Origin of the sequence: Streptomyces xanthii (assembly GCF_014621695.1) — a bacterium.
Classification (GTDB): Bacteria; Actinomycetota; Actinomycetes; order Streptomycetales; family Streptomycetaceae; genus Streptomyces; species Streptomyces xanthii.
Window position 1 is genome coordinate 7,253,140 of the sequence record NZ_CP061281.1, and the last position, 21,556, is coordinate 7,274,695.

16 protein-coding genes are annotated in these 21,556 nt (G+C 73.3%); 7 read left to right on the forward strand and 9 right to left on the reverse strand.

Going from position 1 to position 21,556, the window contains the following annotated elements; translation table 11 throughout:
- The first annotated feature begins 55 nt into the window (after positions 1-55).
- Genes IAG42_RS32870 through IAG42_RS32885 form a run of 4 tightly spaced genes read left to right on the forward strand, consistent with a single transcriptional unit; the run spans position 56 to position 5,400 of the window.
- Entirely contained in the window at positions 56-1,009 is a 954-nt protein-coding gene (locus IAG42_RS32870; RefSeq protein ID WP_188340594.1) for an oxamate carbamoyltransferase subunit AllH family protein, read from the forward strand.
- Positions 1,006-2,556 carry an acyl-CoA synthetase FdrA gene (gene fdrA / locus IAG42_RS32875; RefSeq protein WP_223206255.1) on the forward strand — a complete coding sequence of 517 codons (1,551 nt, stop codon included), beginning with the start codon at positions 1,006-1,008 and terminating at the stop codon, positions 2,554-2,556. Before IAG42_RS32870 ends, fdrA begins: the two co-directional genes overlap by 4 nt.
- Positions 2,553-4,010 carry a YlbE family protein gene (locus IAG42_RS32880; RefSeq protein WP_188340595.1) on the forward strand — a complete coding sequence of 486 codons (1,458 nt, stop codon included), beginning with the start codon at positions 2,553-2,555 and terminating at the stop codon, positions 4,008-4,010. The genes fdrA and IAG42_RS32880 overlap by 4 nt, the downstream gene beginning before the upstream one ends.
- Positions 4,011-4,044: 34 nt before the next feature.
- Entirely contained in the window at positions 4,045-5,400 is a 1,356-nt protein-coding gene (locus tag IAG42_RS32885) for a cytosine permease (protein ID WP_188340596.1), read from the forward strand.
- 81 nt (positions 5,401-5,481) lie between these two features.
- On the opposite strand, the gene IAG42_RS32890 is transcribed toward IAG42_RS32885, so the two are convergent.
- The 4 genes from IAG42_RS32890 to IAG42_RS32905 form a co-directional block, all read right to left on the reverse strand.
- Positions 5,482-5,964 carry a nucleoside deaminase gene (locus IAG42_RS32890; protein ID WP_188340597.1) on the reverse strand — a complete coding sequence of 161 codons (483 nt, stop codon included), beginning with the start codon at positions 5,962-5,964 and terminating at the stop codon, positions 5,482-5,484.
- Between the two features lie 63 nt (positions 5,965-6,027).
- Positions 6,028-6,933: a SigE family RNA polymerase sigma factor gene (locus tag IAG42_RS32895; RefSeq protein ID WP_188340598.1), complete on the reverse strand. Its 906-nt coding sequence runs from the start codon at positions 6,931-6,933 to the stop codon at positions 6,028-6,030.
- 13 nt (positions 6,934-6,946) lie between these two features.
- Positions 6,947-8,923 carry an ATP-binding protein gene (locus tag IAG42_RS32900; protein ID WP_188340599.1) on the reverse strand — a complete coding sequence of 659 codons (1,977 nt, stop codon included), beginning with the start codon at positions 8,921-8,923 and terminating at the stop codon, positions 6,947-6,949.
- Between the two features lie 183 nt (positions 8,924-9,106).
- Positions 9,107-11,206 carry a SpoIIE family protein phosphatase gene (locus IAG42_RS32905; RefSeq protein WP_188340600.1) on the reverse strand — a complete coding sequence of 700 codons (2,100 nt, stop codon included), beginning with the start codon at positions 11,204-11,206 and terminating at the stop codon, positions 9,107-9,109.
- A gap of 132 nt (positions 11,207-11,338) precedes the next feature.
- Here IAG42_RS32905 and IAG42_RS32910 point away from each other — a divergent pair, with 132 nt between their 5' ends.
- The gene (locus IAG42_RS32910; protein WP_188340601.1) at positions 11,339-13,384 is read left to right on the forward strand and encodes a SpoIIE family protein phosphatase; all 2,046 of its coding nucleotides are present in this window, start codon (positions 11,339-11,341) and stop codon (positions 13,382-13,384) included.
- A 184-nt stretch (positions 13,385-13,568) separates the two neighbouring features.
- Here the strand turns inward: IAG42_RS32910 and IAG42_RS32915 are convergent, their stop codons facing one another.
- Positions 13,569-14,255: an SsgA family sporulation/cell division regulator gene (locus IAG42_RS32915; RefSeq protein ID WP_188340602.1), complete on the reverse strand. Its 687-nt coding sequence runs from the start codon at positions 14,253-14,255 to the stop codon at positions 13,569-13,571.
- Between the two features lie 171 nt (positions 14,256-14,426).
- Here IAG42_RS32915 and IAG42_RS32920 point away from each other — a divergent pair, with 171 nt between their 5' ends.
- Entirely contained in the window at positions 14,427-14,786 is a 360-nt protein-coding gene (locus IAG42_RS32920; RefSeq protein ID WP_188340603.1) for a hypothetical protein, read from the forward strand.
- A gap of 30 nt (positions 14,787-14,816) precedes the next feature.
- Here the strand turns inward: IAG42_RS32920 and gap are convergent, their stop codons facing one another.
- The 3 genes from gap to sph all read right to left on the reverse strand — a co-directional run bounded on the left by gap (position 14,817) and on the right by sph (position 17,934).
- Positions 14,817-15,815: a type I glyceraldehyde-3-phosphate dehydrogenase gene (gene gap / locus IAG42_RS32925; RefSeq protein ID WP_188340604.1), complete on the reverse strand. Its 999-nt coding sequence runs from the start codon at positions 15,813-15,815 to the stop codon at positions 14,817-14,819.
- Between the two features lie 121 nt (positions 15,816-15,936).
- Complete coding sequence (locus IAG42_RS32930) at positions 15,937-16,899, reverse strand: GlxA family transcriptional regulator (protein WP_188340605.1); 963 nt, start codon at positions 16,897-16,899, stop codon at positions 15,937-15,939.
- A 51-nt stretch (positions 16,900-16,950) separates the two neighbouring features.
- A complete protein-coding gene (sph, locus tag IAG42_RS32935) occupies positions 16,951-17,934 on the reverse strand; it encodes a sphingomyelin phosphodiesterase (protein WP_188340606.1) in 984 nt (327 codons plus the stop codon).
- 153 nt (positions 17,935-18,087) lie between these two features.
- Between sph and IAG42_RS32940 the strand changes: the two genes are divergently transcribed.
- Positions 18,088-19,371: a low temperature requirement protein A gene (locus IAG42_RS32940; RefSeq protein ID WP_188340607.1), complete on the forward strand. Its 1,284-nt coding sequence runs from the start codon at positions 18,088-18,090 to the stop codon at positions 19,369-19,371.
- Positions 19,372-19,384: 13 nt separating this feature from the next.
- Here the strand turns inward: IAG42_RS32940 and IAG42_RS32945 are convergent, their stop codons facing one another.
- Positions 19,385-21,163 (reverse strand): serine/threonine-protein kinase, encoded by a 1,779-nt coding sequence (locus tag IAG42_RS32945; RefSeq protein ID WP_188340608.1) that lies wholly within the window; start codon positions 21,161-21,163, stop codon positions 19,385-19,387.
- Positions 21,164-21,556: the final 393 nt, after the last annotated feature.

Genomic DNA, 21,556 nt, shown 5'->3' on the forward strand with positions numbered 1-21,556 from the left:
AGGTCAGAACGAGCCGGACGACAAGACCGGAAGCGGCAGTGAGGAGGGCACGACGATGTGCCAGGGCGAGCCCCTCGGGCTGCGCGCGCACTCCGGTGACGCGCGCCTTCTCGCGCGCCTGCACGCGCCCGCTCCCGGACCCGCAGGCACCGGCCCGTACGGCTTCCGGGGCACCGGTGCCGTCCACTCCGCCTTCACCCACGTGGTCAACCTGCTCACCCCCGACGGCCTGCTCATCGCCCTCGCCTCCCGCGACGCGGGTGACGCCCCGCGCACCCTCGTCGTCGACGTCCCCGACTGGACCGGCACCGGACTCGACGCCGGCCACAGCGTGATGTTCGACACCGGCCGTCTCATTCTCGACGCCCCGGGCCGCCCCCTCCATCTGACCGCCGAAGGCGCCCGCCCCTGGGACCCGGCCGGCCCCTCCCTCGCGCACCTCGCCCCCGGCGCCCTCGCGCGCGCCGCCGACGCCCTCGACGCGTACAACCGTGCCCACGGCGCCCCCGGCGGCATGCTCGGCGCCGCCCCCGGCGCCGGCCTCATGGAGAGCGCCGTCGCCCGCGCCCTCGACGCCGGACGCGTCCGGCTGCTCGACGCGCTGCGCGCCGGCGACGCCGTCGAGACGGTGCACGGCATCCTCGCCCTGCACGGCCTCGGCCCCGGCCTCACCCCCGCCGGCGACGACTTCCTCGCCGGCCTGACTCTGGTCGCCGCCCTCCCCGGCAGCGCCCTGGCGCCGCTCCCGCCCGCCGTCCGCACCGTCCTCGACGGCCACCGCGGACGCACCACCGACCTCGCCGCGGCCACCCTGACCGAGGCCGCCGAGGGTCGGGCGCGCGCCGAACTCATCGACGTACTACGGCAGTTGGCGGACAGTCCGCCGCCGTGGGACCTGAACGATCCTGCCCGTCGCGTGCTGGCCTTCGGCCACACCTCGGGCAGCGACACCCTGTCCGGCCTCGTGGCCGGACTCCACCTGGAAGAAGAACTGCGAGGTTCGCTGTGAGTACCACCACAGCCGTCGTACGTAAGAACACGTACTTCGACTCCGTGTCCCTGATGTCCGTCTCGACCAAGGCCAACGCCCTGGACGGGGTGGAGCAGGCGTTCACCGCCATGGGCACCGAGATGAACAAGGGCGTCCTGGACAACCTGGGCCTGCTCACCGACGAGCTGAAGGCCGCCGAGAGCGGCGACCTGATGGTCGTCCTCGTCGCCGAGGACGGCGCCGACACCGACGCGCTCCTCGCCGAGATCGAGGGCCTGCTCACCCGCAAGGCGCCCGCCTCGGCCGACGGCGGCCAGGTCACCTACCGCACCATCACCTCCGCCGCCGAGGGCATCGCCGGCGCCAACCTCGCCGTCATCGCCGTCAACGGCGCCTACGCCGCCCGCGAGGCCCGCAAGGCCCTCGAGTCCGGCCTGCACGTGATGATGTTCAGCGACAACGTCGCCGTCGAGGACGAGATCGCCCTCAAGAACCTGGCCCACGACAAGGGCCTGTTCATGATGGGCCCGGACTGCGGCACCGCGATCATCAACAACATCGCGCTCTGCTTCGGCAACAAGGTGCGCCCCGGCAACGTCGGCATCGTCGCCGCGTCCGGCACCGGCTCGCAGGAGGTCTCCGTCCGCGTGCACGCGCTCGGCGGCGGCGTCTCCCAGCTCATCGGCACCGGCGGCCGCGACCTGTCCGAGCAGGTCGGCGGCATCATGATGGTCGACGGCATCCGCGCGCTCGCCGCGGACCCGGCCACCGACGTCATCGTCCTCGTCTCCAAGCCCCCGGCCCCCTCCGTCGAGAAGAAGGTCCTCGCCGAGGTCGCCGCCGCGGGCAAGCCCGTCGTCGTCTGGTTCATCGACGGCTCCGAGGAAGCGGTCACCGCCGCCGGCGGTCACTTCGCCGCGGGCAGCCTCCAGGCCGCCCAGAAGGCCGTCGAGCTCGCCGGCATCGCCCCGGCCGCCGTCGAGGCCTTCGACGCCGAGGCCGCGGCCGGAGCCGTCGTCGCCCGCCTCGCCGAGGGCCAGAAGTACGTCCGCGGCCTGTTCTGCGGCGGCACCCTGTGCGACGAGACCATGTACGCCGTGCGCGACGCCGGTCTCGACGTCTGGTCCAACATCCAGAAGAACGCCGACTTCCGCCTCCCGGCCGGCTCCGCCTCGCGCGGCCACACCTTCCTCGACTTCGGCGACGACGACTTCACCAACGGCCGTCCGCACCCGATGATCGACCCGGCCCTGCGCATCGAGCGCATCGTCGAGGAGGCCAAGGACCCCGAGGTCGCCGCCCTCGTCATGGACTTCGTCCTCGGCTTCGGCTCCCACGAGGACCCGGTCGGCACCACGCTCCCCGCCATCGAGGAGGCCCAGCGCATCGCCGCGGAGGCCGGCCGCCACCTGGAGGTCGTCGCCTACGTGCTCGGCACCGACCTGGACACCCCCTCGGTCGCCGCCCAGACCGCCGCCCTGCGCGCGGCCGGCGTGACCGTCACCCTCAGCTCCACCGAGACGGGCCAGTTCGCCCGTGAGATCGCGAAGAAGGCACAGGCATGAGCACCGAGAACACCGAACTGACGCCCGCCGCCGCGCTGTTCGCCGGCGACCTCAGCGTCGTCAACGTCGGCCTCGCGATGTTCGACGAGGACATCAAGGCCCAGAACGCCCAGGTCTCCACCCTCGACTGGACCCCGCCCGGCGGCGGCAACCCCGACGCCGCCCGCGCGCTGAACGCCCTCGAGGCGAGCCCCGAGCTCACCGCGAAGATCGACGCCGCCAACGCCGAGGCCGTCGAGCGCATCATGTCCGCCCGCCCGATGCTCATCGGCTTCGGCCGCGCGCTCGACGTGGTCCCCGGCATGACGCCCACCACGATCCTGCACTCCGGCCCGCCCATCACCTGGGACCGGATGAACGGCCCGATGAAGGGTGCCGTCACCGGCGCCATCGTGTTCGAGGGCCTGGCCAAGGACCTCGACGAGGCCGCCGAGGTCGCCGCCTCCGGCCAGATCACCTTCCGCCCCTGTCACGAGGCGAACTCCGTCGGCTCGATGGCCGGTGTCACCTCCGCGTCGATGTACGTGCACATCGTCAAGAACGAGACGCACGGCAACATCGCGTACACCAACCTGTCCGAGCAGATGGCGAAGATCCTGCGGATGGGCGCCAACGACCAGAGCGTCATCGACCGCCTGGTGTGGATGCGCGACGTCTTCGGCCCCATGCTCAAGGAGGCCGTCGAGTTCACCGGCCCCGTCGACCTGCGTCTGCTGCTCTCGCAGGCCCTCCACATGGGCGACGAGTGCCACAACCGCAACGGCGCGGGCACCCTGCTCCTCTTCCAGGCCCTCGCCCCGGGTCTGCTCCAGTCATCCTTCACGACCGAGCAGAAGAAGGAGGTCTTCGACTTCGTCGCGTCCTCCGACTACTTCTCCGGCCCCACCTGGATGGCCATGGCCAAGGCCGCCCTCGACGCCGCCAACGGCGTGGAGAACTCGACCGTCCTCACCACCATGGCCCGCAACGGCGTCGACTTCGGCATCCGCGTCGCCGGTCTGCCCGGCCAGTGGTTCACCGGCCCCGCGCAGAAGGTCGTCGGCCCGATGTTCGCCGGCTACAAGCCGGAGGACTCCGGTCTCGACATCGGCGACAGCGCCATCACCGAGACGTACGGCTTCGGCGGCTTCGCCATGTCGGCCGCGCCCGCGATCGTCGCCCTCGTCGGCGGCACCGTGGCCGAGGCCATGGGCTACACCCGCGACATGGGTGAGATCACCACCGCGCAGAACCCGAACGTGACGATCCCGGCCCTCGACTTCCAGGGCCTGCCCACCGGCATCGACGTCCGCAAGGTCCTCGACACCGGCATCCTCCCGATCATCAACACCGCCATCGCCCACAAGGACGCGGGCATCGGCATGATCGGCGCCGGCATCACCCACCCGCCGGCCGAGGCGTTCACCAAGGCCGCCACCGCCCTCGCCGAGGCGTTCGGCGGCACCTCCTCCTGACGCGCGAGAGCGCCCACCCGGAAGCCCACTCACGATGAAAACAAACCGCTCCGCCGCGGAGACGGCCACGTCCACGGACCGGGAACTCGACGACGAGTTCGAGCACAGCCCGGTACCGGCCGACCGCCGCAAGTCGCTCCTGACGGTCTCGGCCGTCTGGTTCGGATTCCCGATGATCCTGACCAACGCCATCCCCGGCGGCGTGGTCGTCGCCATGCTGGGCTTCTGGCGCGGGCTCGCGGCCATCCTCGTGGCCAACCTCGTCATGCTCCTGTACGTGGGGATCCTCAGCCACCGGGCCGGATCCACCGGCGAGAGCTTCTCGCTGCAGGCCACGCGCACCTTCGGCCGCGGCGGCTACATCGTCGCCTCCGCGTTCCTGGCCACGATCGTGGTCGGCTGGTTCGCGTTCAACACCGGTGCCACCGGCGCGACGCTGCACGCGTCGTTCGGCTGGCACGAGCAGCTCGTCACCGTGCTCGCGGGCCTGGGCTTCATAGGCCTGACCTACCTGGGCATCAAGGCGCTGTCCTGGCTCGGCGCGGTCGCCGCGCCGCTGTTCGTCATCGCCGGTGTCATCGCTCTGGTGATCGTGGCCCGGGACCACGATCTGGGTTCGGTGTTCTCGTACCAGGGCGTCGGCGGCGCGTCCGCGCTCACCTTCGGTGCGGCCGTCTCCACGATCATGGCGACGTTCGCCGACTCGGGCACGATGACCGCGGACTTCACCCGCTGGTCGAAGAACGGCCGGCAGGCCGTCCTCGCGACCATCAGCGCGTTCCCGATCGCGAGCCTCGTCGCCCAGGTCACCGGCGGCCTGGTCGTCGCGGCGGGCGCCATCGCCTCGGCCGGCACCGCGGGCGGTGACTTCCTGCCGATCCTGACCGGCGAGCACTCCGGGATCCTGAACGTGATCGCGGCCGTTTTCGTCTTCGTCAACCTCGGCTCCGTGTGCAGCCACTGCCTGTACAACGGCGCCCTGGGCTGGTCGCACCTGACCGGCACGACGATGCGCCTGATGACGATCGTCCTCGGTCTCATCGGCACGGCCGCCGCGCTCGCGGGCGTCTGGAACCACTTCCTGAGCTGGCTGGTCATCCTGAGTGTGTTCGTGCCGCCGCTCGGCGGTGTGCTCATCGCCGACATGTTCTTCGCCCGCGGCGGCCGCGGCGCGATGGACCGGCGTCCCACCGTGACGGTCCGTCCGACGGCCTTCGTGGCCTGGGCGGTCGGCGCGGCGGCCGGCGGTGTCGCCCACTGGTGGGCGCCGCAGCTGTCCGACGCGGTCACCGGACTCGTCGTCGCGGTCGTCGCCTACGCGGTGTTCGAGCGGACGCTCGCCCGCGAACCCGTGGCCGAGGCCGACCCGGAGCCCGCTCCGGCCGCCTAGCCGCGGCGAAGTACGCAGCAGAACGAGGGCGCGCCCCCGACCGGCACAGGGTCGGGGGCGCGCCCTCGTTCTGCTGTGCTTCTACTGCTCGGCGCGCTGCGCGAACCGGTGGTGCAACTCCTTGATCGCGGGCACCAGTTCGTCGACCGGGCCCTCCACCGTGACGCCCGGCGCGATCTCCTGGGCGGGCAGCGGATTGACCGGGCCCAGCGGCCGGCCCCAGCGCGTCAGCCACTCGGACAGCTGGGCCGAGGAGGCGACGTACACGATCCGGCCGAGCCCGACCCAGGCGTGCGCGGCCGAGCACATCGGGCAGTGCTCACCTGAGGTGTAGACCGTGGACCCGGCGCGCTCCTCGGGGGACAGGTGCTCGGCCGCCCAGCGGGCCAGCTCGAACTCGGGGTGCCGGGTGGAGTCACCGCCCGCGATCCGGTTGCGGTCCTCGGACCGGACCTTCCCCGACCCGTCCACCAGCACCGAGCCGAACGGCTCGTCCCCGGCATCGAGCGCTTCCTCCGCCAGCTCCACACACCGGCGCAGATGCGCCAGCTCCCGCTCGTCCATCACGGCCCCTTCCAGTCCGTAGGTCCCCAGGGAACCCGGTTTTGGTATGCCATTTACGTCCCCTCATGATCGTACGGCGATGACGACCGCGACGAGTACGGAGAAGGCGGCGAGGACGGACCACACGGTGCGGGTCAGCGCGCGTGCGCGGCGCTCGGTCGATTCGCGGACGGACCAGGGCTGGGGGACGGTGCGGGCCGACTCGTCGTCGAGGAGCGCGGCGAGGTCCGGGGAACCGAGCGCGTCGAGCACCGCCCGGGCGTTGCGCAGGCGGCCGTGGGTGGCGGCCGTCCCCGCCTCGGTCTCGGCGGCGGTCTCGGAGGGACTCAGACCCAGTCCGTCGCAGAGCAGCACGGCGCGGCGCTGGGCCGGCGGCAGCGTCAGCAGGGCACGGGGTCCGGGATCCCGCGGCGGTGCGGGCAGCGGGCGGCCGGGGACCCGGCGCAACTGGTGCCAGGGGGACAGGGCGTAGGTGTGGGACTCGGCCCGGACCCAGCCGACCGGGTCGGTGTCCCGGGCGACCTCCGGCCAGCGCTCCCACGCCCTGCGGAACGCGTACTCGACGGACTCGAAGGCGAGGCGGCGGCTGCCCGTGAGGAGGTGGGTCTGACGGATCAGGCCCGGGGCCGCGTAGACGTACAGGGCGTCGAAGGCGGCCTCCGGCGTGGGCGGATGGATGGTGCGGGGGGTTGCTTCGACGGAGGTGCGGGTGGTGTCGGTGCCGGTGTCCGGGCGGGTGCAGGTGTCGGTGCCCGTGTCCGTGCCGGGGCCGGCGGCGCTGCCGGTGCGTTGGGTGGGGATGACCGTGTCGAGGGTGAGGGCGCGGAGGAGTATCGCCCGGGTGTCGCCGGCGGGGGTGCGCCGTCGGGGACGTGTCTCGTCGTCGGCCGTGGGCCGTGGGCCCGTCCCGCGCTGCTTCTCGCGGACCTGGTGGGGCGGCGGGGTGAGGGTGGGCCGGGGAGAGCGCATCGGTGGGGACGTCCTAGGAGTGCTGGGAGGCGGTGTCGGCCGGGAGGGGGCCGTGGGACGGGCGGGGGTGGGGGACGAAGAGGGGGTCGGGGGCGGGGCGCGCGGACGTGCCCGATTCGAGCTCGGCGATCAGGTGCAGGAGCGCCGTGTGGCCCGGGCCCGTGGGGTGGCCGGGTGGTGCGGCGCCCGCGTCGAGAGCGCGGCGGGCCCGGTGCCAGGCGCGCCCCGGGCGGCCGTGGGCCGCGTCGACGCGGGCCCGGGCGTAGTTCGCGACGAGGTTCGCCCAGGCGTCGTCGCGCACTCCGGGCCAGGACACGGCGCGGCGCGCGGCGCGCAGGGCCGCCCGTGGACTGTGCTCGGCCTGGACCAGGGCCAGGGCGGACAGGCTGACGGCCGGGGACGGACCGCCGGGCACGAACGCGGGGATCAGCTCGGCCGCGTCCGCGAAGTGCGCCGCGGCCGCGCGGGCGTCGCCCTGACGCAGCGCCAGCATCCCCTCGACATGGGCGACGCGGCCGAGGGTGACGTCGTCGCCGGACAGCACCGCGCCCGGCCAGGCCGCGGCGAGGAAGGCGCGGGCGGCCGCCGGGTCGGTGTCGACGGCGAGCCACGCGGCGAGCCAGGTGCCGCGCACCGCCGAGGGGCGCGTGGGCTCGCACAGCGGCAGGAGCCGGGCGAGCAGGTCGAGGCCGGTCGCGGCGTGCCCGTGGGCGAGCCACCAGAACCAGACGGAGACGATGGTGTCGAGCGCGGCGTCGGTGTGCTCGGGGTCCGGATGCTCCAGGGCGTGGTGCGCGGTGGCCAGCAGATCGTCCTGCTCGTCGCGCACGAGACGCACCGCGCCGAGCTGGTCGCCGGAGTCCCAGCAGCGCCCGGCGTGCGCGGCCACCTGCTGGAAGTGCTGGGTGCGCCGGGACGCGGCCACCGGGTACTCGCCCGCCTCGGTCAGCCGGGAGGCACCGAACTCGCGCGCGGCGCGCGTCATCCGGTAGCGGGGCCGGCGCACCCCGCCCGGGTCGCCGGTCGCCCGGAGCACGCCGAGCGCGGTCAGCTGGGTGAGGCAGGAGGGGATCACCTGGGCGTCGATGCCGCCGCCCGAGGCCACCGCGACGGCACTGGCCTCGGTGAAGGAGCCGGTGAAGACGCTGGAGCGGGCCCACACGACGCGCAGGGCCCGCTCGCACAGCTGGTAACTGGCGCCGACCGCGTCGCGCACCGACTGGTGGCGGCGCAGCGCGGGGTAGGAGCTGGTGAGCCAGCCCTGACCCTGGCGCAGCCGCGCGGCGAGGTCGTCGAGGCTGTAGCGGTCGAGCTGGTCGGCGGCGAGTTCGATGGCGAGCGGGACGCCCTCGACGAGCCGGCACACCTCCTCGACGCGCGCCGACTCCGGGTCCCGGGCGAGGAGTTCCTCCGCGCTGTCGCGGGCCCGCTCGACGAAGAGGCGGACCGCGGGGGCCGGACCGGTGGCCCCCGCGGGCACGTCGACGGGCAGCGCGGAGAGCCGCAGCACCTGTTCCTCGCCGAGGCCTAGGGGCCGCCGCGCGGTCACCAGGACCCGGAGCCCGGGCACGGCCATGAGCAGTTGCTGCACGAGGCGGGTGCACTCGGCCTGGACGGGGTCGACGTCGTCGAGGAGCAGCAGGCTCCGTTCGGTGCCGCACAGGGCGGCCAGGTCCGCGGGTCGCGGGTCCGTGCCCGGGGCGGCGCCGAGCGCCGCGGCGGCGGCCTCGGCGAGCGAGGCGGGACCGGTCACGTCGGCGTCCCAGCGGACCCGGACGATCCGGCGCCAGGGCGAGGTGTCCCAGGAGCCGAGGGTGCAGTCCGCGAGCCGGCTCTTGCCGATCCCGGCGAACCCGGTGACGGTGACCAGCCGGTGGGCGCCCAGCAGATGCCGCAGCGCCGCGCTCTCGTGGGACCGGCCGATGAGCCCTCCGGACTCCCGCGGGTCCGGCGCTGGCCGCGACGTCGCGCCGCCGGCACGTAGCCTCACGTTGAACTCCCCGTTCTTCTGTTGCCGTCCGGGCGACCCCGGTCTCCGCACTGGTGCGGCACGCTGTGCAGAACCGTCACTGCAAGCGGTGCCACGGCAACCCCAACGCGATCCATGCGCTGTCGGTAGCGCCGGAGCCGCCCGGTTCACACGCTGAGACGAATCCTCGAACCCGCGTCCTGCTCACGCGGCGTCGCGCGTGCCGTCCGTCACCGGCACCTCGGCGATGAGAAGGGCGACGTCGTCCGCGACCCCGGGACCGCTCAGCCCCTCCAGAAGGCGGGTGCAGACCTCGTCGAGGGAGCCCTGCGGCTCGCTCAGCAGCCGCAGCAACTGCTCCAGCCGGTCGTCGATCGGATCGCCCCGCGTCTCCACCAGCCCGTCGGTGTACAGGACGAGCCGGTCGCCGGGCCCGAGCGCGATCTCGGTCGTGCTGTAGTGCACGCCCCCGACCCCGAGCGGAGCACCGGACGGCAGCGGCACCAGCCGCGGCGGCCCGCCCCGAGGGATCAGCACCGGCGGCATGTGCCCCGCGTTGGCGATCCGGCACACGTGCCGGTACGGGTCGTACACCGCGTACACGCACGTCGCGATGTGCGTCTCCAGGTCGAACGCCGTGCGGTCGAGCCGGTGCAGGATCTCCGCCGGATGCAGCGCGAGATCCGCGTAGGCCTGTGTCGCGGTGCGCAGCCGGCCCATCGCCGCCGCCGCGTCGATCCCGTGCCCCATCACGTCGCCCACCACCAGCGCGGTACGGCCGCCGTCCAGCGGGAGCACGTCGTACCAGTCGCCGCCGACCTGCGAGGAGGACTGCGCCGGCTGGTAGCGGCACGCCACGTCGAGACCGTGCAGCGGCGGCAGCGGTCCCGGCAGCAGACTGCGCTGCAGCGTCTCGGCGGCCGTGCGCACGCTCTGGTGCCAGCGCGCGTTGTCGACGGCGATCGCCGTCCGCGCCGCCAGCTCACCGGCGAGCAGCAGATCGTCCTCGTCGAACGCGACCGGATTGCGGGCCCGTACGAGGTCGACGACCCCGAGCACCTGGTTGTGCGCGATCAGCGGCACCGCGAGGTACGAGTGCACGCCCGCCTCGGCGAGCAGCTGCGCCGCCTCCGGGTTGCGCGCGATGTGCGCCAGGTCCGCCGGGCCCGTGTGCGTCACCATGATCGGCCGGCCGGTCGTCGCGCACCGCGTGATCAGCCGCTCGGCCCGGTACGCGGCGAGGCTGCCGATGCGGTCCGCCGCCGCGGCCACCTGGTTCGGGTACGCGGACGCGAAGCCCAGCGCGCGGAACCGGCGCGGCCCCTCGCCCTCCTCCCCGCGCCGCAGCTCCAGCGCCGCGTCGAGGATGTCCACCGCGGCGATGTCGGCGAGCCCCGGCACCAGCACGTCGGCCAGCTCCTGCGCCGTCTTCTCGACCTCCAGCGTCGTGCCGATCCGGGTGGACGCCTCGGCCAGCAGCGCGAGGCGGCGCCGGCCGCGCTCGGCCTCGGCCGCCGCGCGATGCCGCTCGGTGATGTCGACGACCGAGTTCGCCACGCCCAGGATCTGCCCGTTCGCCCCTTCGAGCCGGTAGTACGAGACCGACCAGGCGTGGTCCTCGTCCGGAGCCGCCGCCGTGCGGCCCACCACGTGCCGGTCCATCACCGGGACGCCGGTCTCCAGGACCCGGCGCAGCGTGCTCTCGATCTCGTCGACGTCGAGGGAGGTGAGCAGATCACGCGGATGGCGCCCGATGTGGTCCGAGGCCGGTCGGCCGTTGATGCGTTCGAGCGCCGGGTTGACCAGGACGTAGCGCAGATCGTGGTCGAGGAGCGCGAGCCCGACGGGGGACTGGGAGACGAGCTGGTCCGAGAGCGCGAGCGCGGCCTCCAGCTCCTTGAGCTGCGACTGGTCGGCGGCCATCCCCAGCGCGTAGACGGCCCCCTCGTCGTCCTCCAGACGCATGTTGCGGAACTCCACGAGGCGGCGGGTGCCGTCGCGGCGCACCACGGGGAAGGCGCCCGCCCAGGGCGTGCCCGTGGCCATCACCTGCGCGAACAGCCCGTTGACCAGGTCGTGGTCCTTGTCGCTCACGAGCAGCGACGCCGCGTACTGGCCGAGCGCCTCCTCCGCCGAGTAGCCGAACACGTCCTCGGCCTGCGGGCTCCACAGCACGATGCGGCCCCGGTCGTCGAGCACGACGGCGCACACGCCCAGCAGGTCGAGCAGGACGCCCGCGGGCATGATCACGGAGGGATCCGCGCCCCGGGCGGGGCGTGCGGGATCCGTAACGCCGTCGCCCATGTGTGCGGCCTCCCTCCGTGCGGCATCTCCCATGCTCCCCCCGCCCGGCGCCGCGCACGACCCGGCCGACGCATCTCGTGCGGGGCCGCCGGGGCGCGGTTATGGTGGCCGGGCGGTGCAACGGAGAGTCACATGAGACCTGCGGAGAAGCCGGAGATCAGCCTCGAGGAACGCCTGCGCCTCAACGACGTGGGCAGCTTCGACTGGGACCTGGAGGACGGGGCGCTCAGCCTCGACGACAACTGCCTCGCCGTCGTGGACCTGACCCGCGCCGAGTTCGGCGGCACGGTCGCGTCCCTGGGCAGCCGGATCGTCCCGGCCGAGGCCGTGCGCATCACCTCGGCCGTGAACGCGGCGGTCGAGTCGGGCTCCGACGCCTACGGGATCTACTTCCACACGCGGATGCGCGACGGCACGATGCGGCTCAGTCACGCCTCCGGCCGCGTGCTGCGCAACGGCGACGGCCGCGCCGTACGCGTCGTCGGACTGCTGCGGGCCGCCGTCCACGAGCCGACCGAACTGGCCGGGCTGGACCACGAGGGCGACCGGCGCAGCCGCGTGGCCCTCATGGTCCAGGGCACGACCGAGGCGCTGTCCCGGGCCGTCACCGTCGACGACGTCGTGGCCGTGCTCTCCGGCGCGGGCGGCCTCGACCGGTTCGCCGCGGACGGGCTCGTCCTCGGCCTCGTCGAGGGCGAGGACCTCAAACTCATCGCGCTCGTCGGCCAGTCGATGCAGGCCCTCGACGAGCTCAAGCTGCAGAACATCGACGACTCCGTCCCGCTCGCCGACGCGGTCGTGCACCGCCGGCCGCTGTTCGTCGAGCGGCTCCCCGAGATCGCGCACCGCTTCACCCGGCTGCGCCCCTACATCGACGAACACCGGCTCGACTCCGCCGCGTTCCTGCCGCTCGTCGCCCAGGACCGCGCCATCGGCGGCCTCGCCCTCTTCTACCGGGGCCGCAAGGAGTTCACCGACTCCGACCGCAACCTCTGCGTCGGCCTGTCCGGCATCGTCGCCCAGTCCCTGCAGCGGGCCATCCTCTTCGACGAGGAACGCGACCTGGCCAAGAGCCTGCAGTCCACCATGCTGCCCAAGGACATCCCGCAGGTCCCCGACACCGAGGTGGCCGTGCGCTACCACGCGGCCTGGGGCGGGCGCGCCGTCGGCGGCGACTTCTACGACGTGGTCGTGCTGCCCCGGGGCCGCATCGGCCTCGTCGTCGGCGACGTCCAGGGCCACGACACCCACGCCGCCGCCATCATGGGCCAGCTGCGCATCGCGCTGCGCGCCTTCGCCGGCGAGGGGCACCCGCCCTCCACCGTGCTCTCCCGCGCCTCCCGCTTCCTCGCCGAACTGGACACGGAACGCTTCGCGACCTGCACCTACGCCCAGTTCGACCCGGCCACCGGCATCGTCCGCGCGGTCCGCGCCGGACACCTGCCGCCGCTCGTGCGCCATGTCGACGGACGGGTCGGCATCCCCCGGCTGCCCGGCGGACTCCCGCTGGGCCTCGCCACCGAGTTCGCCCTCGAGGACTTCCCCGAGACCCGCCTCGACCTCGTGCCCGGCGAGACCCTGGTCCTGTGCACCGACGGGCTCGTCGAGGAACCGGGGCTCGACCTCGACGCCGGCATGGGCGCGCTGTCCACCGCCCTGAGCTCGGGCCCCGAGCACGCCGAGGACATCGCCGACCACCTCTCGCGCAGCCTGTGGGAGACCTGGGGGAGCGGTGACGACATCGCCCTGCTCGTGCTGCGCCGCGTCCCCGACCCCGGCACACCCAAGGCACCCCGCATCCACCGCTACGTCCACCAGGCGGACCCGGAGGGCCTGGCCGACGCCCGGCAGGCGCTGCGCGAGCACCTCACGGCCTGGGGTCTGGGCGAGGTCGCCGACGACGTCGAGGTCGCCGCCGGTGAACTGCTCGTCAACGCGCTCGTGCACACCGAGGGCGGCGCCATCCTCACCCTCGAAGTGCTCCCGGAGACGCCCCGGCACGTACGGCTGTGGGTGAAGGACCGCTCCAGCGCCCGCCCGCACCGCCGCTCGCCGGGGGAGACGGCCACCTCCGGGCGGGGCCTGATGCTCGTCGAGGCGCTCGCCTCGCGCTGGGGCGTGGAGCCGCGTGGCGAGGGCAAGGCGGTGTGGTGCGACTTCGAGGCACCGGACGGCTGAGCGGCGCTCGCACGGGGCGGGTTCGGGAGAGCGGCCGCCGCGCCCCGCTTCCCCCGTTCCCGGGCGCGGGCGACCGCTCCGTGTACCCGCCGGACCAACGCGTCCCCGCCGCCGGGATTGCGCCGGGGCGGGGACCTGCCATGCGTACGGGGGACCCGGGTCGGCCGAGGGCCGGGGCCGCCGGCTAACCGGTGCACTGCGAGGTCCGGCGCCGCGCGACCTGGACGCCGGTGCGCTCGGTCGCGTACTCCACCGACAGCGTGATCCGGGCGCCGAGGCCGCTCGCGTACCGGGACACCGTGTCGAGGTCGAGGATCTCGCCGCTCTCGATCTGTGCCGCCCACAGCCGGGACAGGCCCGCCGCCGCCGCGGCGTGCGCCAGCGGCACGCCCTGTTCCTGGCGCATCTCGCGCAGCCGCAGACCGAGGAGGTGGGCCTGCTGGGTGCGGCTGTTCAGCGGCACGACCACGTCCTCGGTGCGCGGTCCGGGCACGGGGGCCTCGGGCGTGCTCGCTCGGGCGCTCGCGCCGACGGTGCGGGTCCGGGCGACGAAGCGGCGCAGCACCTCGGTGTCGAAGCGGAGCGCGGCGAGCCCGTCCGGCGAGGCGAACTCGATGACGGTGTGGTCCCGGCCGTGCGGCAGCACCCGGACGTTGCCGTGCCGGGCGGGCGACTCGAGCCCGTCCGCCAGCAGGGCCCGGGCGACCGTCCAGACCGCCGCCCGGCCGTCGAGGGTGACATGCGGCGGGAAGGCCAGCCGGACGACCTCCGGGTCGGCCGAGGTGTGGCGCAGCGTGACCGGGGTCGCGTATTCCTGGCCGTCCGAGGTGAACAGACGGGCTCCGATGGGCGTTTCCAGGGAGACGTGCATGAGGGGGCTCCGATGTGGGTGCGGCGTCGGCCGGGTGTGACCGTCGGGGTGTGAGAGCACTCCTGTGGCCTGGCATTACGCCGGTTTCCTCATCGGATTATGTGACCTGCATCACATCGACTGATGCGTGGCGCCGGACCGGGCCCGGCGAAAGAGGGGAAGAATGGTCGGGTGCTCACTGTCCTCGTCCTGGCCTCGATCGCGCGGGCGCCGCGCCTGATCGCGCAGGCCGAGAGCGTGTCCGAGGTGCATGTGCTGTCCCACACCCACGACAGCACCCTCGCGCTCGCGCGGGCCAGGATCCTGCTGCCCGACGTGTTCGTGATCGACCTGAGCGCCGTGTTCGCACCCGACTCGGCGACCGTCGTCCACCAGGCCCGGCAGGTGCGGCCCCCGTGCACGGTCGTCGTGCACGCCGACGACCACGTGATCGGGGTCATCGCCCCCGACGCGGCCGTCGCCCCCGCCTCCACGGACGTCCAGGGCGGTCTCGACGACACCCTGCGCAGACTGAACGGCGCCCGGTCGTGAGGACCGGGCGCCGTGCGGTGGATCCGGGGCTCAGCCCTGGGCGAGCAGCGTGAGCGAGTCGACCACGCGGTTCGAGAAGCCCCACTCGTTGTCGTACCAGGCGACGACCTTGACGTGCTTGCCGTCCACGCGGGTCAGCTCGGAGTCGAAGATCGAGGACGCCGGGTTGCCCACGATGTCGGCGGAGACCAGCGGGTCCTCGGAGTACTCCAGGACCCCGGCCAGCGAACCCTGCGCGGCCTCGCGGTAGGCGGCCAGCACCTCGTCGCGGGTCACCTCGCGCGACACCGTCGCGTTCAGCTCGACGATCGAGCCCACCGGCACCGGCACGCGGATCGAGTCGCCGGACAGCTTGCCGTCGAGCTGCGGCAGCACCAGACCGATCGCCTTCGCGGCGCCCGTGCTCGTCGGCACGATGTTCACACCGGCCGCGCGGGCCCGGCGCGGGTCGCGGTGCGGCCCGTCCTGCAGGTTCTGCTCCTGCGTGTAGGCGTGCACCGTCGTCATGAAGCCGTGCTCGATGCCGGCCAGCTCGTCGAGGACCGACGCGAGCGGGGCCAGGGCGTTCGTGGTGCAGGACGCGTTCGAGACGATCGTGTGCGCCGCCGCGTCGTACGCGTCGGTGTTGACGCCGTACGCGAGGGTCACGTCCGCACCCGCGGACGGGGCGCCGACCAGCACCTTGCGGGCACCCGCGGTCAGGTGGTCCCGCGCGGCCTCGGCCGAGGTGAAGCGGCCGGTCGCCTCCAGGACCAGGTCGACGTCGAGCTCGCGCCAGGGCAGCTTGACCGGCTCGCGCTCGGCGAGCACCTTGATGCGGTGCCCGTCGACGACCAGGGTGTCGCCGTCGACGCTCACCGGGCGGCCGAGCCGGCCGGCCGTGGTGTCGAACGCGAGGAGCTGCGCGAGCGCCTTGGGCTCCGTCAGGTCGTTGACGGCGACGACCTCGAGGTCGGTGTCGCGCTCCAGGAGGGCACGCAGCACGTTGCGTCCGATGCGGCCGAATCCGTTGATGGCGATGCGGGTCATGTGAGGAAGTCCTTTCGTCCGCCCCAAGACTCGCGCCCGGCGCCCGCGGCGAACAGGGCGATGATCGCCACGAACCGCAAGGATCGCGACACACGCGCGAAACGCCCCCGCGACGTGCCCGCTACTCGCCGCGGGCGAACGTCCGCCGGTACTCGCTCGGCGTCGTCCCGAGGATCCGCTGGAAGTGCAGCCGCAGATTCGCGCCGGTCCCGAGCCCGACATCGGCGGCGATCTGTTCGACGCCCCGCTCCGAGCGCTCCAGCAGCTCGCGCGCCAGGTCGACCCGGGCCCGCATCACCCACTGCATCGGCGTGTACCCGGTCTCCGCGACGAACCGCCGCGAGAAGGTGCGCGGCGACACCGCCGCGTGCTGCGCCAGCACTTCGAGGGTGAGCGGATCGCCCAGCCGGTGCAGCGCCCACTCGCGGGTCTCCGCGAACCGCTCGCCGAGCGGCTCCGGCACGCTCCGCGGCACGTACTGCGCCTGACCGCCGCTGCGGTACGGCGCCGCGACCAGACGCCGCGCCGCGTGGTTCGACGCCGCCACGCCCAGCTCGCCGCGCAGGATGTGCAGACACAGGTCGATGCCGGACGCGGCGCCCGCCGACGTCAGCACACTGCCCTCGTCGACGAACAGCACGTTCTCGTCGACCCGGATCTGCGGATGCCGCGCGGCGAGCGCCCGCGTGTAGTGCCAGTGCGTCGTCGCCCGCCGGCCGTCCAGCAGGCCCGTGGCCGCCAGCGCGAACGCGCCCGTGGAGATCGCCGCGAGCCGCGCGCCCCGCTCGTGCGCGGCGGTCAGCGCGTCGAGCACGGCCTGCGGCGGATCCTCCCGGTCCGGGAAGCGGTAGCCCGGGATGAACACCAGATCCGCCCAGCCCAGCGCCTCCAGACCGTGCGCCACCGAGTACGCGAGCCCGTCGCCGCCGGTCACCAGGCCGGGCGCCGCCCCGCACACCCGGACCTCGTACGGCATGCTCGCGCGGGTCGTGAACACCTGGGCGGGGATGCCGACGTCGAGCGGCTTGGCTCCTTCGAGCACGAGGACGGCGACACGGCGCAGGGCGGGGAACGGGGCGGGCACGGGACGAGCCTACGTGGCCCGCCCCGGCCCGCGCGCCACCGTACGGGCAGGTCAGCCCGCCGAGGCCACCAGCGGGTAGTGGTCGGACAGGTCGGTGTACGTGTAGCTCGTGCCCCAGCTCGACACGGTCCACGGCGCGCTCGGCGCCTGCACCACCGTGTTGGTCCACCCGGCGGGCCGCGCGTGCCCCTCGCGGAAGAGCACGTGGTCGAGGTCCTCGCGCGGATCGTCCGGGTACCGGTAGCGCGCGATCGAGTTCTCCCGGGTGTCGAAGGAGTACGGATGCCCGGCGCGCGCGTCCGCCGGCACCAGGTTCGCGTTGTCGAGCATCGACGCGTACTCGGCGCTGCGGCTGTCCACGTTCAGGTCACCGGCCACCAGCACCTGCTCCGTCGCCGGGATGTTCTTCGCCGCGAGGAAGGAGTCGATCGCCCGGAACTGCGCGGCCCGGTCCGCCTGCGCCTCCCCGGCGCCGCAGCCGGAGTCCGTCGACTGGGTGTGCGTGCCGACGACGTGCACCCTGGCACCGTTCACGTTCAGGACCGCGTACACGAACCCCTTGTTCGACCACCAGTCGGAGCCGCACGCGTCCTTGTATATGTACTGCTCCTTGCGCAGGATCGGCCACTTGCTGAGCAGCGTCACCCCGCCGTCCTCCGGCGTCGTCGACGAGTACGAGCCGCCGGTCGCGTCCCAGCCGCTCGTGCTGCGCCCGACCACCGGCGTCTGGTACGGGTACTGCGCCGACGCCGCCTGCTTGAGCGCGTCCGACGTGCTGTTGTCGAAGGCCTCCTGGAGCACGACGACGTCCTGGCCGCGGAAGAAGTCGGCCTTCGGGATCTCGGCGGCCCGGTGCTCCTGGCCCCAGTTCGGGTACAGGTTCCGGCTCATCAGGAACGTGTTGTACGTCAGGACCCGCAGACTCGGGGTCGCCGACTCCGCGTGCGCCGCGGGCACGGTGGTCGCGAGACCGGCCAGCGCGAGGGCGGCCGTGACGGCGACGCGGGTGAAGCGGGGGAGCGCGGCAGGCGCCATGGGAACTCCTGGGGGGTGGGAGGAGACGGTGGGATGAACGCGCGCAGACGAAAAAGTTGAGCACATGTCAACTCTGCCGGGGCGAGTATGGCGCCCGCGCGGCGCGCGCGACACCGGGTTGAGGAGATCCGCAGGTGCGGCATCATCGTGCCCATGAGCGACTTCGATCACCGTGAGCCCGGGCGGGGCAGACTCGCGCACAGCCGGGTGCCGATGACCGGCCGGGACCCGGGGGAGCGCGAGCGCGTCTCCACCCCACTTGAGCTGCTGTTCGACCTGACCTTCGTGGTGGCGGTCGGCACCGCGGCCTCCCGCTTCGCCGAGATGGTCGCCGAGGGGCACGCCGGGCAGGCCGTCACCGCGTTCGTCCTCGCCATGTTCGCGATCAGCGTCGCCTGGATCAGCTACAGCTGGTTCGCCTCCGCGTTCGGCACCGATGACTGGCTCTACCGCGTCCTCACCATGATCACGATGATCGGCGTCGTGGTGTTCTCGCTCGGCATCCCCGCGATGTTCCACTCCGTCGAGGAGGGCGACCACCTCGAACTGCGGGTCATCGTGCTCGGCTATGTCGTCATGCGCGTCGGCATGGTGCTCCAGTGGTGGCGCGCCGCCAAGGAGTCGCCCGAGTACCGCAGGGTCGGCATGGCCAACATCCGCTGGATCGTCGTCATCCAGCTCGGATGGGTCGCGCTCGCCTTCTCGCATCTGTCGCTGGCCGTCGTGTTCCCGTGCTTCGTCCTGCTCGGCGCCATGGAACTCGTGCTTCCCGTTCTCGCACAGGGCCGGGCCGGCGGCACGCCCTGGCATCCGCACCATGTGGCCGAGCGGTACAGCCTGTTCGCCATCATCACTCTCGGCGAGGGCGTCGTCGGCACCGTCGCCTCCTCGGGCGACCTGCTCGGCGGCGCGGACGGCACGGAGTGGACGTGGAACGCGGTCGCCGTCGTCGTCGCGGGCGTCGGCCTCACCTTCGGCATGTGGTGGGTGTACTTCTCCACCCCGTTCGGCGACATCCTGGTGCACCGGCGACAGCGCGGCTACCTCTTCGGGTACGGGCACATCCCGCTGTTCGCCGGCATCGCGGGCGCCGGGGCCGGACTCCACGTCGCGGGCCTCTCCCTGGAGCACCACGCGAAGATCGGCCACGTCGCCGTCGTCCTCGCGCTCGCCCTGCCCGTCGGTCTCTACCTCCTGACGGTCTATCTGCTGCACACTCTGCTGCTGTCCGCCGCCGACCGCTTCCACCTCCTGCTGATCGCCTGCACGCTGGCGATGCTGGCCCTCGCCGTCCTGCTCGCGGCCGCCGAGGTCCCGGTGGCGGTGTGCCTGCTCGTCGTGATGCTGGCGCCGTTCGTCACGGTGGTGGGGTACGAGACGATCGGGCACCGGCACCAGCGGCGGATGCTGGACGCGCTGCGCGGGGCCCGCGACTGAGGGCGTGCGGTGGTCAGGCGCGGGTGTACTTCCAGGCGTTGTTGTCGGCCGTGAAGTCCTTGTTCTCGAAGTAGTCGAGTCCGGACGGCTCGTCGGCGTCGAGATACGAGGCGGCCAGGCTCGTACACCCCATGCTGGAGCGGGACTCGTCCAGATCCCCTGTGTCGAGGTTGAGGCGGGCGCCGCCGTTCTGCACGGAGATGAGCCGGGCCACGTAGACGCATGGGGTGCCCGCGCCGGTGGTGGAGCGGAACGTCACGGCCGGATCGCCCGGTGACGCGCGCTGCACGGTGATCCGGCTCGGGCGGCCGAAGGTGGCGTCGTTCTTCCACGTGCCGACGAAGTACGACGGCACACCGTTGCTCTCCGCCTCCCCGCCGCCGGAGGAGCTCGAACCGGAGCCGTCGCCCCCGTCCCCGGCGCCGCCCGCCGGAGCGTCCGCCCCGTCGCCGTCGGCGGCCTCCGCCGGACGCGCCGTGGGACCGGCCCCGCCGTCCTCGGGGGCGTCGCTCCGCGCCCCCTTCGGCTCGTCCTTCTCCTTCTTTCCGGCGTCCTTCGTGCCGCTCGCCGACGGTGACGCGGTGCCCGCCGACGCCGTGACCGACGGCGTGGCCGTGCCGGTCGGCCCTTCGGCCAGGTCCGAGCTGTCGGGGCGCTGGCTGACGAAGTAGTACACCGTGCCGCTGGTCATCAGGACGGCGAGGACCGCGGCGAGCACGATCCAGGCGGTCTTGTTGTGGCCCGAGGCCGTCGTGGTCGCGGGTGCGGGCGAAGGCGCGCGGGGCGCGGACGCGTCGCCGGAGGCGGGTTCATCCGCGTCCGGCGCGGGCGGCACGTCCTCCGGCGCCTCGATCTCGAGCAGCAGCGCCGTCTGCCGCGCCAGCCGCACCACCACCGCCGGCGGCAGCCACTCGCTGTCGCGGGCGCCGTCCTCCGGCCACGGCAGGCCGGCCAGCAGTGTCTCGACGTCGGGCCGTTCGCCGGCGTCCTTGACGAGACAGCGTCCGACGAACGCCCGCAGGTCCTCGTCCTCGATCAGCGACAGCTTCGGCGCGTCGTGGACGATCGTGTACATCAGGGAGTGGTTGTTGCTCGCCGGCTCTCCGTGCGGCAGACGGCCCGTGAGCGCCCAGGTGAGGACACAGCCCAGCGCGAAGACATCCGCCTTCGGCCCGACCTTGTCCCCGCGCACCTGCTCCGGCGCCATGAAACCGGGCGTGCCCACCACCATGCCGGTGCCGGTCAGCCGCGGTTCGGCGGAGGTCTCCAGCGCGCGGGCGATCCCGAAGTCGATGACGCGGGGGCCCTCGACGGTCACCATCACGTTCGACGGCTTGAGGTCGCGGTGCACGACATCGGCCTCGTGGACCGTGCGCAGCGCCCGCAGGAGGCCGTGCGCGAGCACCTTGACGGTGCCGGCGGGCAACGGCCCGTTCTCCCTGACCAGTTGTTCGAGGGGTACGCCGGGCACGTAGCCGGTGGCGATCCAGGGGCGTGCCGCCTCGGGGTCGGCGTCCAGGACCCGCGCGGTGTACGCGTCCCCGACCCGGCGCGCGGACTCGACCTCACGGCGGAACCGGTCCCGGAAGGTGCGGTCCGAGGTGTGTTCCTCGTGCACGACCTTCACGGCCGCCGTACGACCGCTCTCGGACCGCGCGAGATACACCCGCCCCATGGCGCCCGCGCCCAGCCGGCCGAGCAGCTGGAACGGGCCCACGCGCTGCGGATCCGTCGCTTCCAGCGGTTCTACGAGGGCCGCACCGCGCTTCGCGCCGTCGTGACTCCTGGGCATGCCGGACGTGTCCCCCGTTCCGTGCTGACGTTCAACTCGCGCAACAATAGAGGGCGTTGACCCGGCGGCGGGCCCGAGGGTGCGATCAGGACAACCGGTGACGGTGGAGACGGCGTGTGTCTCGTGTGCGTGCGTGTGTGGGCCGCGCAAGGGGACGCGGCCCTGACCCGGCCCTTCTCGCCCCGCCCGCACCACATTTCGAACACGTTGCGCGTACTACTCCCGGTAAGGGTGACGGCCGGACCCGGCGTGGGCCCTGACGCGGCGTCCGGTTCCCCCGGGGTGCACCGGGCCGGCGATTGACGGGTGACGCGCCGGTCCCGCAGTGTCCCGTGGGTCAACGCTGGAGTTGCGCCGGTCATGCACGGCCGGCGCCGGGTTCAGGGGGAACCA